We start from the raw sequence: 12,999 nt of genomic DNA, 5'->3' as shown, positions 1-12,999 counted from the left end.
CGGCTGGAACCGTTCATAATCGGATGTCGGAGCGGCAACTCCGGGTGCGCCTCGCGCCGTATTCCGCCGGAGTGCGCGGTCGTATGTCATCATGTGCCCGAGTAACTGCGGTTACAATCGTGCCTTGGGTCTCCGGGAGGGCTGTCCGAGTGGCCGATGGAGCCAGTCTTGAAAACTGGTGGGCGGAAACGTCTCGTGGGTTCGAATCCCACGCCCTCCGCACGCGTCAACTACCAACGGCACCAGGGAACGAAAGGAGCATCTCGTGAGTGAGCTCCGTCCGCGCTCTAATCGAACCTCCAAGCCAGCGGGAACCGCTCGCCACGGCAGGCTGAAGAAGAGCAATCCGTTCCTCACCCTGCTGAAGTTCCTTTCCGCCGGCCTTGCCGTCGTGCTCATCAGCGGCGCCGCGGTTGCCGGCATCTCCCTGACCCAGATCAACAGCAAGATCAAGACCGTCAAGCTCGTGGGTGAGAAGGAAGGACCCCCGCCGGCGCTCGGCTCCTACGAGGGTGGGTTCAACATCCTGCTGGTGGGAAGCGACAGTCGCAAGGGCAGCGGCGAGAAGGGGCCCTCGAGCGAACTCAATGACGTCAACATCCTGCTGCACGTCTCGCAGGACCAGAGCAACGCCGTCGCGGTCAGCATTCCGCGCGACATGGTCGTGCCGATTCCCGCTTGCCCGCGCGAAGACGGCAAGGGCAACTACCACTCGATGGCCGGCCAGCCGATCAACGTCACCCTCTCCTATGGCGGCCTGCCGTGCACCGTCCTCACTGTCCAGAAGCTCACGGGACTCGACATCCAGTACGCGGGTCTGATCACCTTCGAGGGCGTCATCAACATCTCCACCGCAGTGGGTGGCGTTCCCGTCTGTGTCAACGGTCCGTTCCACGATCACTACACGGGACTCACGCTGCCAGCTGCGGGCACCTACAACCTGTCGGGCCACAATGCGCTGATGTTCCTGCGCAGCCGTCACGGCGTCGGCGACGGAAGCGACCTCGGCCGAATCAGCTCTCAGCAGGTGTTCCTCTCCTCGCTCGTGCGCACGGTGAAGAGCAACAGCACGCTCACCGATTTCGGCAAGCTCTTCAAGATCGCGACGGTGGCCTCGGAGTCGATGACCCTGTCATCCGGCCTCAAGAACCTCAACACGATGGTGTCGATGGCGCAGGTGCTGAAGAAGCTGCCGCTCGACCACATCCTGTTCGTGCAATACCCCGGTACGACCGGGGGCACGGGCCTCTACGCGGGCAAGGTGCAGCCGACGACCTCCGTCGCGAACGCCCTGTTTGCGAAGATCAAGGACGACGAGGCGTTCTCGGTCAAGGCCGGTAACACGGGTGTCGGATCGGTCGTCGACCCCAACGCCCCGACGCAGCCGACCGCACCCACGGCGAGTCAGTCACCGGATGCCGGCGCCACCGACCCGGGGACGAATGCTCCCGTGCTGCAGGGCGTGCTCGGGCAGTCGGCGGCGGACTACACCTGCTCGAAGGTGAACAACTAACCTCCGGTGGACAAGCTCACCGAGGTCGCGAGACGCAACAACAACTTCGACGCACTGCGGATCGCGGCCGCCATCGCCGTGATCATGGGCCATGCGACCGACCTTCGCGGACATCCGGAGAACCTGGCGGTGGTGCTGGGACTGCCGGTGAGCCAGCTCGGCGTTGCCGTGTTCTTTGTGATCAGCGGCTATCTCATCACCGGCAGCTGGCAGCGGCGTCCACACCTCCCGCGCTACCTGACCAGCAGGGTGCTGCGGATCATCCCCGGCCTCGCGCTCGTGACCTTCGCGGCTGCATTCATCCTCGGCCCGATCGTGACCTCACTCTCGCCGCAGGACTACTTCGGCAGCGGAGAGACCTACGCGTATCTCCGCAACGCCGTGCTGCTTCCCAACTACGTGCTGCCGGGCGTCTTCGGCAACAACCCTTACCCGCTCGCGGTGAACGGTTCGCTGTGGACGCTTCCTGCAGAATTCGCCTGCTACCTGGTTGTGCCCGTGCTGGGCTGGCTGCCGCGGCGGCTGCGAGTGCCGGCCTGGGTACTGTTCGGTGCCGCATCCGCGGTGCTCTCAACGATGCACCTCGACTTCTTCGGCGCCAGGGTCGAGTCGGCTGCCGCCATGTGGGTCTTCTTCGCCGGTGGAGCGCTCGTGCGGCTGGCACTGCAGCGAAAGCGACTGCGACTGGATGTTGCGGGCGGGCTGCTCATCGCGTGGCTCGCGATCGTGGCGCTCTTGCCCCAATACGGGCTCGCGATCGCGTGGATTGCCCTGCCCTACTGCGTTCTCGCCTTCGGCGTGCAGTCCACTCCGGTCCTGCGTCACGCTTCGCGGTACGGCGATCTCTCCTATGGGCTCTACCTGTGGGCGTTCCCCGTGCAGCAGACCATCGTGCACTTCTTCGGCGTGCTGCCGTGGATGCCGGACGTGACCATTGTCACGCTCATCACGGCGATTTTCGCGTACGCGTCGTGGCACGTCGTGGAGCGACCCAGCATGGACGTGGCGCAGCGGTTGCCGTGGTCACGCGAGCCGATCGTGAAGCCCGAGCCGGTGGGTATCAGCGAAGCCTAGCTGCGCACCTGGCGCCGGTGACCGATGAGCGAAACGATGGCCAGGGAGATGATGACGGTGACGGCGGCGAGGCCCACGATCATGATGCCGAGGGTGCCGGGGTCTGTAGCTGAAATTGACATGGGGGTGCCTGTTTCGGGTGTGTGACGTCGTCCAGATCGGGCCGGGATCGTCGGGTAACTTCCGGTTCTGGGGACAGTTCTGACCCTACTCGGCGGCCCGTTCGAGCGACAAGAACCGCCGGCTCCCCAGTCCGGGGGTGGACCGAATCGGCTATGCAGAAATGCTCCGCTATGATTGCTGACGAACTACCGGGAGTCGTCGCATAGTTCGGCCTAGTGCACCACCCTGCTAAGGTGGAGAACCCTTTTTGGGTTCCGTGGGTTCAAATCCCACCGACTCCGCTCACATCGCTGTACTCGATAAAACTTCTCGCCCTTGCCCTTCGGCAGGGGCGTTTTTCGTCCCCGCGAGTTGCGTCACGTCGCGGCCGCAGTCACTTCGCGAGGAAGGCGAGCAGCACCTCGTTCACCTCCGCGGCGTGGGTCCACAGGAGGCCGTGCGGCGCACCCTCGATCTCGACGTAGTCGGCATTCGGCAGGAGCTTCGCGAAGGGTCGTCCGGTCGAGTCGATCGGCAGGATGTTGTCGGCCGTGCCGTGCACGATGAGCGCAGGCACATCCACCTTGGGAATGTCGCCGCGGAAGTCCTCCAGCCACGTCGGTACGACCGCCGAGGCAGCGAACCAGGATGACCCGGCCGCGACGTTCCAGCTGTTGCGTAGGGCCGCGTCGCTGATGCGAGAACCGAGGGTGTCATCCGTGTTGTAGAAGTTCTTGAAGAAGCTGTCGAACCAGGCGAAGCGATCTGCGGTCGCGGCGGCGAGGATGTCGTCGAAGACGCTCTGCGCTACGCCGTGCGGATTGCCGCTGGTCTGCAGCAGGTATGGCTCGAGCGAGGCGAGGAACGCGGCCTTGGCCACGCGGCCGGAGCCGTAGTTGCCGAGGTAGCGGGCGACCTCGCCCGTGCCCATCGAGAACCCGATGAGCACGACGTCGCTGAGGTCCAGAGTCTCGAGAACGGTGTTGAGGTCGGCGGCGAACGTGTCGTAGTCGTAGCCGATCGTGGGTTGGCTTGACTGGCCGAAACCGCGGCGGTCGTAGCTGATGACGCGGTAGCCTGCCTCGAGCAGGGCGGCGGTCTGGCGCTCCCAGGAGCGGCCGTCGAGTGGGTACCCGTGGATGAGCACGACCGGCTGGCCGGTGCCGTGATCTTCGTAGTACAGATCGATGTCGGTGCTGTTCTCTCGGCCGACGGTGATGAATGACATGCCCGTTCCTTTCGCCAGAATTCGGATCGCTGTGAGATCCACTTAACTCCCGCTCGGCGGGAAGGGGAATGCCTGCTTCCCAGACAGGCGAGCGGCACCCGCAACCGCTGGTATAGTCATCTGGTTGGGTTTTGCCCAGCAGTTGCGCCCGTAGCTCAGCGGATAGAGCAATTGACTACGGATCAATAGGCCGGGGGTTCAAATCCCTCCGGGCGCACTTTCCGAAAGCCCCGTAATCCCCGTGATTGCGGGGCTTTTTTTCTCACGACGGCTCGGGGCTCCATACAAGAACTGCTCGAGCGATGGGAAGGCAGGATCGTCGCGCAGGATGACGCACTCGACGTGCCTAAACCAGTACTGCGCGTGCGGGAAACTTTAGAGCCAGGCTGCTACGCCGCCATGCGACGAGCAAGTCCCTCGTCGAGATTGACTGAAACTATATGTGCCGTCCTTGCACTTCGCTGTTGCGCCGCTTGGAGCGTTCGTAGCGCTCATCGGGCGACACACTGTGTTGCCCGCGCTATTGACATACGTCCCGTTCGTGCAAGTCGCGGGAGGTGGAGGGGGAGGAGGTGCTACGTACGTTCCGACCGTCGTCACCTGGGCCACTGGCGGGGTTGTGACTGAGTCGCTCTGGAGAACTCTGTTCGTTTCAACGCCGTCCGCATATGTGACGAGATAGTTCTTTGTCTCAACTCCTTCGACCCCGACCGTGGTAATGGCGGAGGTTCCCGCTGCCAAGGATGCGCTATCGACGGTCGTGGACTCGAAGGGGACCGCAGCGGTTTCGGCGATGAGCTCGGTCGTGACAACAGGTGTCGGCGTCGGTTTAGGCGTGCGCGTGGGCGCGGTTGTGTGCGTCGGTGAAGCGGAAATTCCCGCTGTCACGTCTGCAGGAGCGACCTTGACGGGATGGGCCGCCCCGAAAGCCGCGGACGCGCCGAGAAGAATCGCGAACGCGACTCCCACGCTGAGGGCTCCCATGGAACGCTTCCGAGGCAGTCTGAGCCAAGTGCGCCGTCGGAAGATCAACCCGTAGGTCGCTGTGACCAGCATGACAAAAGCGACCATAAGGAGCATTGACCACACGCCGCCCGACGCGAGGCTGATCAGTGCCAAAAGGACAGTGGCTACGATCCCGATCCGTGTCGTCAGGGGCAATTTGCGGAGACTGCTAAATCGTCGCCGCGGCTCGGGTGAGGCCGGAACACTCATAGAATTCCTCGATTATCGTAGTATTCCCCAAGTATGTACGGCCTCACCGCTAAGAATCTCGCCCCCATTTAGGGATGGGCATATAGCCAAGTCGATCGCCGTGTCGTGTGGTTTTTGCTTCCCAAGGCGTCGAGCCCGATGGAAGACCTCACCGCCGCCGCGCGAGCAGGGAATGCGGACGCGCGTGTGGGCGCGCTATGACCAACCGCGCCGCAGCCGCGCGAAGATATCCTCGAGCGCTACTCTGGGGGTCGCCGAGCGGCCCGCGAGCTGCGGTGCCTCCAGGATGAAGCGGGCGAGCGGCCGCACGATATCTTCACCCTGAGGGCTCAACTCTTCCAGCAGTACCTCGGTGAGAACGTCTTCGCACTCCACCCAGCGCCGGCGCGCGTACTCGACGAGTACGGGCGTGACTCGGATGATGTCGAGGACCTTTTGTGTCTCATCATCGACGACGCCACCGAAGGGACCTCGGCTCTCGATGAACCGCTCGATGGCGTCCAGCGCATCCGTGCCGGTCGGGCGCTCGCGAACCGCCGCCGCGAGCGCGGCGGCGCGGTTCTCGGATCCGCCGAAGATGAGCGCTTGCTTACCGTCCGGAAAGTGCGCGAAAAGCGTAGTCACCGCCGTATCCGCCTCCGCAGCGACGTCGGCGACGGTGACATTGTCGTAGCCGCGCTCCCGGAAGAGGCGGCTCGCGGCATCCGACAGCGACTTGCGGGTGGCCGCCTTCTTGCGATCCCGTCGACTCATGACCTCGGGCATGTGCCCAAGCATAGCGGCAACCTGGCGCAACTACTTATTCATAGTGATTGCAAAACACTAGTGACTATGGTTATGTGGTCGCATGTCAACAGAACCCGCAACCGTGTCCGCCCCAACGGCCGCCTCTTATTCGCGCGCACTCGTCTGGATCACGCTCGCTCTCGTACTCCTGGCGGACGCGCTCGATCTGATCGACTCGACCGTCACGACCGTTGCCGCACCGACCATCGCTCGCGACATCGGCGGCGGTGAGCTACTCATCAAGTGGCTTGGCGCCTCCTACGCACTCGCCCTCGGCGCCCTCCTCGTTGTGGGCGGCCGGCTAGGTGATCGCTATGGCCAACGGCGGCTTTTCCTCATCGGCATCGCCGGTTTCACCCTCGCGTCTCTCGCCTGCGGGCTCACGGCCACCCCCGCGCTGTTGATAGTTGCTCGCGCCGTGCAGGGCGGGTTCGGCGCATTCCTCATTCCGCAGGGGATGGCGATCATGGTGCGCACTTTCCCGCGCTCGGCATTGAAAACCGCGTTCAACGTGTTCGGTCCGCTGCTGGGGCTCGCTTCGGTCGGCGGCCCCGTGCTCGCGGGTCTCATCATCAGTGCGAACATCGCCGGACTCGGATGGCGCCCGATCTTCCTCATCAATGTCGTCCTCGGCACCGTCGGCTTCGTGGTGGCGCTGTTGCTGCTGCCGAAGGTCGAGGCAGATCGCACGGTCAGGATCGACGGCCTCGCTGCCGCAACCCTCATTGTCGCGATCTTCGCCCTCATCCTCGGTCTGACCGACGGACCCAGCACCGGATGGGACGGCTGGTCGATCCCAGAAGTGGGGATCGGCGTGGTGTTCTTCGGGCTCTTTGTACAACGACAGCGCAGCTCGGTCGATCCTTTGCTCAAGCCAGCCCTGTTTCGCAACCGCGGGTTCGTGTTCGGGCTGATCATCGGGCTGGTCTTCTTCGCGGTCACGACCGGGCTGCTCTACGTCGTCTCGCTATACATGCAAGACACCCTCGGTGCCGACGCCCTGCATGCCGCGTTGACCCTGCTGCCCATGATGTTCGGGCTCATCATCGCCTCCTTCGTCAGCGGTGCGCTGATGGAACGGCTGGGACGCTGGCTGGTCGCGATCGGGTTCATGCTCTCGATAATCGGTGCAGCTTGGCTCTTGATCCTCATCCTCGGCCAAGGCGCGGCGACCTCTCTGTGGGAACTGAGCCCGCCGGTCTTCATCATGGGACTCGGGATGGGTGCGGGCTTCGGCACGATCTTCAATTTCGCTCTGGGCGACGTTGCCGACGATGAGGCCGGCAGCGCCAGCGGTTCGATGGAAGCCGTGCAACAGCTTGCCAGCGGCATCGGTGCAGCACTCGTGACCTCCCTGTACTTCAACGTCGCCACTCCCGGCAGCCCACAAGCAATGGTGTTCACCATCGGCGTCGTGCTCGCGCTCACGATTGTGTGCCTACCGCTCGTCGCGCTGCTTCCCAGGGAGGCACGCGCGGAGGAACGCTGAGGCGTAGCTACGTCAAGCACCTCGTGGCGAACGACGAATCCACTCCGCCACGCAGCAGCAACCGTCGCCGTTGCCCGTCTAAGACGGAAAAGAGCCCCCGGCGTCACGCCGAGGGCTCTTGACCGCATGAGGGCTAGCGGCCCTGCAGGATCGTGTTGAGGTCCACGCTGCGGAGGATTCCGGGGTTCCGCAGGCGCGATCGAGCCAAATCTGGCAGTACGCGGTGAGCGTCGTCGCGCGATGGGTGGTAAAGATCCGACGCTAGTGGGTGAGCGCGCGCTCGCCCTCTGCGTCGCGGTCGGCTTCGTCCGCCGCGTCGGTCTCGGCCTGCGCGTTCGCCGCGTGCGCGTCGTCCGCGGCCTCCTGCAGCGCCGACTTCGCCCTGAGCGGTGGAGTCTTGAAGAACAGGGCGAGCACGAAGGCGAGCAACACGACCCCGAAGGCGAGCCAGTAGATCAGGATGGTGGACTGGGTGAATCCGGTGAGGAACGGTTTCGCGAGCCTCACATCCGCGCCCTTCAGGAACGAGGTGTCGTTGATTGCGCTGCTGCCGCCGACAGACGAGTCGCCCTTCGCTTCGCTGAGCTTCTTGGCGATCGTGGGGGTCGCCTTGTCGAGAACCTGGCTGCGCACCTTCGCGTTCGAGAAGTCCAGCGGCTGGGCCGGAACCTTCGCGTCGGCCACATCCTGCGGCACGCCCTGGGCTACGAGAGCCTGAACCCCGGCGGCGTGTGCCCCCTGCTGGGCGCCGTTCTCGACCCCGGTGACGATCTTCGTGTAGATCAGGTCCATGATGGCCTTGTTCTCGGGCGCGGTTGCCACGCTGGGCGTCGTCGCTGCATTCAGGGCGCTGCGCAGGGTCGGCGTATCCGACAGGGACGTCTGGATGTTCAGCGGCATGATCGTGAACAGCAGCGACAGCATGACGGCGGTACCCAGCGTTCCACCGATCTGGCGGAAGAACGTCGAGGCGCTCGTGGCCACGCCCATGTCACGAAGGCCGACGGCGTTCTGGCTGGCGATGGTGAGCGTCTGCATGAGCTGGCCGAGCCCGAGGCCGATGAGCAGCATTCCGCCCGCCACGAACAGGAACGGCGAGTTGTACTGCAAGAAACTGAGGTAGAGGAAGCCGGCTGCCATCAGCCCGGTACCGAGGATGGGGAACATTCGGTACTTGCCGTTTCGGGCGATCAGCTGGCCCGAGCCTATCGAGGCGATCATGAGTCCGAGGATCATCGGGAGCATCTGGAATCCGCTCTCGGTGGGAGTGGACCCGAGAACGATCTGGAGGTACAGCGGCAGCGTCATCATCGCGCCGAACATTCCGAAGCCGACGAGCACACCGATGATCGTCGCCATAGAGAAGGTCTGCGAGTGGAAGAGTTTGATCGGGATGAGCGCGTCGTCCTTCATCCGGATCTCGATCAGGATGAACGCGATGATCCCCGCGACACCGATGGCGTAGCACAGGATGGCGGCCGGGCTGGTCCAGCCCCAGGTCTGGCCCTCTTCGGCGATGAGGAGCAGCGGAACGAGTCCGACGATGACCGCGGTCGCGCCCCACCAGTCGATGCGAACAGACGTTCCGTGAATCTTGGGCAGGTGAAGGAACTTGAGGACCATGCCGAGCGCCGCGATGCCGATCGGAACGTTGATCAGGAACACCCAGCGCCATCCGGCGATCCAGAGGATCTGGTCGGTTCCGGCGAAGACTCCGCCGATGAGCGGGCCGAGCACGCTGGAGACGCCGAAGACGGCGAGGAAGTAGCCCTGATACTTGGCGCGCTCGCGCGGGGCGAGCATGTCGCCCATGATGGCGAGCGGCATCGACATGAGGCCTCCGGCGCCGAGGCCCTGCAGCGCACGGAATCCGGCGAGTTCGACCATCGACGTCGAGAACGACGACATGATCGAACCGAGGATGAAGATGCCGATGGCGAAGAGGAACAGCGGGCGCCGGCCGAAGATGTCGGAGAGCTTGCCGTAAATGGGCGTGCTGATCGTGGAGACGATGAGGTACGCCGTGGTCACCCAGGCCTGAAGGCTGAGGCCGTGCAGGTCATCGCCGATGGTGCGGATCGCCGTTCCCACGACCGTCTGGTCGAGCGCGGAGAGGAACATCCCCGCCATGAGCCCGAAAATCACGAGCAGGATCTGGCGGTGCGACATCACTGCCGCGGCACCCGTCGAAGCAGGTGGCGCAGACACGGAGGTTGATGCTGACATTCGTCCTCAATACACAAAAAGTAGGGAGCGCAATTGTTGCGCAGGGGTGCAAAGTTACACCGCTTAGACGACAGATTCGGCCGATTCTGGCACTCAGAGGCCGCATATCGCCACAGGCGAACATTGGCGAGGTTCGCGGCTACGATGACGAGACCATGACCTCACCGATCATCGTCTCCGACGCCGTTGCTCTGGCCCTCGCCGAGCACCGTCCCGTCGTGGCACTCGAGTCCACCATCATCTCCCACGGGCTCCCGCGGCCCCGGAACTTCGAGGCCGCGAAGGAGTTCGAACAGATACTGCTGGATGCGGGAGTCACCCCCGCGACGGTCGCCGTGCTCGACGGCGTCCCCCGCGTCGGGCTGGATGCCGAGGGCGTGCGCCGCATCGCGGACGAGGAACTGGCGAAGGCGAGCGTTCGCGACCTTCCGATCCTTGCCGCGGCAGGCGCATCCGGAGCAACAACTGTCGCCGCGACCGCGCACCTCGCGGCCCTCGCCGGAGTGCGCGTCTTCGCGACCGGCGGCCTCGGCGGAGTGCATCGCGGCGCGAGCAGCACCTTCGACGAGTCGGCCGACCTCTCGACCCTTGCGGTCACGCCGATCACGGTCGTGAGCGCCGGCGTGAAATCGGTGCTCGACATCGCGGCGACGCTCGAGCGACTGGAGACCCTCAGCATTCCCGTGGTCGGCTACCGAACCACGAGGTTCCCGAGCTTCTGGCTGAGCGAGTCTGCCCACGAGCTGGACTGGTCGGTCGACTCGGCCGAGCAGGTCGCCGCCATCATGAAGAGCCAGGATGAGCTGGGTCACGGCCAGGGCATCATCGTTGCGAACCCCGTTCCCCACGAGCAGCAGTGGAACCCGGAGGAGCACGACCGCGTTCTGGTCGAGGCACTGGCCGCGGCGGACCGGGCGGGCATGCACGGCAAGGCCGTCACGCCGTTCCTGCTGAGCTACATCGTCGGCGCATCGGAGGGGCGCAGTCTCGAGGTCAACCTCGACCTCGCCCGCAACAACGTGCGACTCGCCGCCCAGATCGCGACCGCCTGGTGCGCGCTGAAGAGTCACGGCTGACGTGAGCGGGCGGCGCATCGTCGTCTTCGGTGATGTCATCGACGACATCGTGGTCGTTCCGAGCGGGCCGGTCAGGGTCGACACCGACACGCCATCGTCGATCCGGCATCGACCCGGTGGCTCGGCCGCGAACGCCGCGGCCTGGCTCGGGGTCGCCGGCGCCGGGGTCGACTTCGTCGGGCTCGTGGGCGAGGGTGACGTCGAGCGGACAGCGCACCTGGCGGCGCATCCGTCTCTCCCCACCGGCGCGATCGTGGTGCTCGTCGACGGCCAGAACCGTTCCATGCTCACCGAACGTGGAGCCAACGCCGCTCTCGGTCCCGACGACGTGACGGATGCGCTGCTCGACACCGCCGCGTTCGTTCACTTCTCCGGTTACAGCGTCTTCGCGAGCGCCGATCCGCAGTCCTTTCGGAGGCTCATCGACCGTGCGACCTTCCGCGGGGTGGCCGTGTCTGTCGACCCGGGTTCGGCCGGCTTCATCGCCGACTACGGTGCCGATCGATTCCTCGATGTGATCGCCGGTGCCGCCATCCTCTTTCCGAACCTCGAGGAGGGGCGCGTGCTCACGGGCCACCATGAGCCCGAAGAGGTGGCCTCGGCGCTGAGCGAACGTTTCGACGTGGTAGCGCTCACCCTGGGCGAGACCGGTGTGATGGTCGCCGAGCGCGACCGGGACTGCCGCTACACCCGCGCGAGCACGGTCGAGATCGTCGATCCGACTGGCGCCGGCGACGCCTTCTCCGCCGGCTTCCTGGCGAGTTGGCTGGGGTCGCGCGACCTCCAGCGAGCCGCGGATGCCGGCGTCGCTCTGGCGGCGCGCGCCGTGGCGATCACGGGCGGTCGCCCTGCCTACTAAGGGGTCGGGACGGTACGCTGAGCGCAGGGGAAGGAGGTTTGTGTCTCATGTCCACGGACCTTCCAGAGGGGGACGATGTCGCGCGCATCCGCGTCGACAAAACTCGCGTGCTCGCGCTCGTCGCGAAACTGGCAGCTGAGCGCGGCATCCGCGTGCTTGCCGTGGGTGGACCGGTATTCGCGGCACAGGGCCTGATCTCACCGCGCCTCTCGCGATCGGCCTCCGTCATCGTCGACATCGCGACGTTCGACGACTTCATGACGGCGGTGCTCGAATCCGGTTGGCGGCTCTCGCCCCTGGTCAGGCGGCCGGCCATGCTGCCGAGCGTCGTTCTCGTGCTGCAGCATCCGGATCACGTCGTGAAGCTGGACGTTTACACCGCCTTCCCTGGCTTCTACATCGAGCCGAAGCGCGCCTTCGCCATCCTCTGGTCGCGGCGCCAGGTGCTCACGCTGCACGGCACGAAGGTGCAGATTCTCGATCGCCTGTCGATGGTGATCATGGCCGTGCACGATCGGCTCGGACCCCAATCCTGGAGCGCGAAGGAGCACAGCTACGATCGCTACCTGATCGAGCAGTTCCGACTGGCGCTGAAGCCGCAGGAACGCAAGGAACTGCTTGCCCTCGTGCAGGCGCTCGCCGCCGTCGAACCGATGCGGCCGTTGCTCGGCGCCCTCGGCCTCGATGCGGGGGAGATCACCCTGCCGAACGAGGTCTATGCGCGCTGGCGACTGAGTGTTCCGAGCGCCAGTCCCGCCGTTCGCACGCTCCTCGCCCTCGTCGAGTGTCCGCCGCAGCGCCGACTCGCACAGTCACTGCGGGTCATCCGGCAGTCCCCGGGCACCGTCGCGAGCGCCCTGCTCGGGTCACCGAGGGCGCTGTGGCTGATCGCGACCTCCCGACGCCGAATGCGCGCGGTGTATCGCGGCATCAAGTCGAAGGAACTGCCGAGCTGAGCAGTTCAGCAGGCCTGCTCGCCGGGAGCAGCGCCCGCTCGCAGCTTGTCGCACAATCGTGTGAGCGTCTCGAGTTCGTCTGGGTTGAGCGCGCCACCCACCCTCTCGTTGATCGAGCGGATGTGGCCGACGGCCGCGCGACGGAAGAGTTCGAAGCCCTGGTCGGTGAGTTCCACCACGATGCTTCTCGCGTCATCCGGGTCTGGCAGCTTCGCCACGAGTCCGCGTGCCGTAAGCCGGTCGATGAGCCTGCTGACGCTCGGCTGGGTCAGCAGGATGTCACGGTTGAGGTCGCGCATTCTGAGACGCCGATCGCTCTGCCGCGACAGCGTGAACAGCACGTCGTACTCGGTGAATGAGACATTGTCGATCGGAAAGTCAGCGCCGAGACGGCGCATCACGGAGACCTGTGCGCGGAAGAGTGCTTCCCAGGCGGCGACGGCCGTGGCGCGCTGCTTCATCGTGGAGCCCTCTG

General features: G+C 65.0%; 12 protein-coding genes and 3 tRNA genes. 9 read left to right on the top strand and 6 right to left on the bottom strand.

Features of this window, described 5'->3' with window-relative positions; genetic code table 11:
• The first annotated feature begins 135 nt into the window (after positions 1-135).
• The 3 genes from ABUA37_RS09610 (at position 136) to ABUA37_RS09600 (ending at position 2,587) form a co-directional block, all read left to right on the top strand.
• A tRNA-Ser gene (locus ABUA37_RS09610) sits at positions 136-220 on the top strand.
• 45 nt (positions 221-265) lie between these two features.
• Positions 266-1,513 (top strand): LCP family protein, encoded by a 1,248-nt coding sequence (locus ABUA37_RS09605; protein ID WP_349898928.1) that lies wholly within the window; start codon positions 266-268, stop codon positions 1,511-1,513.
• A 6-nt stretch (positions 1,514-1,519) separates the two neighbouring features.
• Positions 1,520-2,587 carry an acyltransferase family protein gene (locus ABUA37_RS09600; RefSeq protein WP_349898927.1) on the top strand — a complete coding sequence of 356 codons (1,068 nt, stop codon included), beginning with the start codon at positions 1,520-1,522 and terminating at the stop codon, positions 2,585-2,587.
• Here ABUA37_RS09600 and ABUA37_RS09595 read toward each other — a convergent pair.
• Complete coding sequence (locus tag ABUA37_RS09595; protein ID WP_349898926.1) at positions 2,584-2,709, bottom strand: hypothetical protein; 126 nt, start codon at positions 2,707-2,709, stop codon at positions 2,584-2,586. The genes ABUA37_RS09600 and ABUA37_RS09595 overlap by 4 nt on opposite strands.
• A 192-nt stretch (positions 2,710-2,901) precedes the next feature.
• Here ABUA37_RS09595 and ABUA37_RS09590 point away from each other — a divergent pair.
• Positions 2,902-2,991 (top strand) — tRNA-Ser (locus ABUA37_RS09590).
• A gap of 92 nt (positions 2,992-3,083) precedes the next feature.
• On the opposite strand, the gene ABUA37_RS09585 is transcribed toward ABUA37_RS09590, so the two are convergent.
• Positions 3,084-3,917 carry an alpha/beta fold hydrolase gene (locus ABUA37_RS09585; protein ID WP_349898925.1) on the bottom strand — a complete coding sequence of 278 codons (834 nt, stop codon included), beginning with the start codon at positions 3,915-3,917 and terminating at the stop codon, positions 3,084-3,086.
• Positions 3,918-4,061: 144 nt separating this feature from the next.
• Between ABUA37_RS09585 and ABUA37_RS09580 the strand changes: the two genes are divergently transcribed.
• Positions 4,062-4,134 (top strand) — tRNA-Arg (locus ABUA37_RS09580).
• Positions 4,135-4,292: 158 nt separating this feature from the next.
• Here ABUA37_RS09580 and ABUA37_RS09575 read toward each other — a convergent pair.
• Positions 4,293-4,901 (bottom strand): DUF3761 domain-containing protein, encoded by a 609-nt coding sequence (locus ABUA37_RS09575; RefSeq protein WP_349898924.1) that lies wholly within the window; start codon positions 4,899-4,901, stop codon positions 4,293-4,295.
• Between the two features lie 426 nt (positions 4,902-5,327).
• Positions 5,328-5,897: a TetR/AcrR family transcriptional regulator gene (locus ABUA37_RS09570; RefSeq protein ID WP_349898923.1), complete on the bottom strand. Its 570-nt coding sequence runs from the start codon at positions 5,895-5,897 to the stop codon at positions 5,328-5,330.
• 82 nt (positions 5,898-5,979) lie between these two features.
• Here ABUA37_RS09570 and ABUA37_RS09565 point away from each other — a divergent pair, with 82 nt between their 5' ends.
• Positions 5,980-7,407, top strand: coding sequence for an MFS transporter (locus ABUA37_RS09565; protein ID WP_349898922.1), 1,428 nt, complete (start codon positions 5,980-5,982; stop codon positions 7,405-7,407).
• 261 nt (positions 7,408-7,668) lie between these two features.
• On the opposite strand, the gene ABUA37_RS09560 is transcribed toward ABUA37_RS09565, so the two are convergent.
• On the bottom strand, positions 7,669-9,633 hold the full coding sequence (locus ABUA37_RS09560) for an MDR family MFS transporter (protein ID WP_349898920.1): 1,965 nt from the start codon (positions 9,631-9,633) through the stop codon (positions 7,669-7,671).
• A 155-nt stretch (positions 9,634-9,788) separates the two neighbouring features.
• On the opposite strand from ABUA37_RS09560, the gene ABUA37_RS09555 reads away from it, so the two are divergent.
• From ABUA37_RS09555 to ABUA37_RS09545, 3 genes are read left to right on the top strand one after another with little or no spacing between them, the layout of a single operon-like run.
• The gene (locus ABUA37_RS09555) at positions 9,789-10,709 is read left to right on the top strand and encodes a pseudouridine-5'-phosphate glycosidase (RefSeq protein ID WP_349898918.1); all 921 of its coding nucleotides are present in this window, start codon (positions 9,789-9,791) and stop codon (positions 10,707-10,709) included.
• Between the two features lies 1 nt (position 10,710).
• Entirely contained in the window at positions 10,711-11,568 is an 858-nt protein-coding gene (locus tag ABUA37_RS09550; RefSeq protein WP_349898917.1) for a carbohydrate kinase family protein, read from the top strand.
• Between the two features lie 47 nt (positions 11,569-11,615).
• The gene (locus tag ABUA37_RS09545) at positions 11,616-12,524 is read left to right on the top strand and encodes a hypothetical protein (protein WP_349898915.1); all 909 of its coding nucleotides are present in this window, start codon (positions 11,616-11,618) and stop codon (positions 12,522-12,524) included.
• A gap of 5 nt (positions 12,525-12,529) precedes the next feature.
• On the opposite strand, the gene ABUA37_RS09540 is transcribed toward ABUA37_RS09545, so the two are convergent.
• Positions 12,530-12,985 (bottom strand): MarR family winged helix-turn-helix transcriptional regulator, encoded by a 456-nt coding sequence (locus ABUA37_RS09540; protein ID WP_349898913.1) that lies wholly within the window; start codon positions 12,983-12,985, stop codon positions 12,530-12,532.
• Positions 12,986-12,999 lie beyond the last annotated feature (14 nt).

Source organism: Parafrigoribacterium soli, from assembly GCF_040227235.1.
GTDB classification, from domain to species: domain Bacteria; phylum Actinomycetota; class Actinomycetes; order Actinomycetales; family Microbacteriaceae; genus Parafrigoribacterium_A; species Parafrigoribacterium_A soli.
The sequence above is the reverse complement of the archived record's forward strand: the minus strand, read 5'-3'. Positions and strand labels throughout refer to the sequence as shown.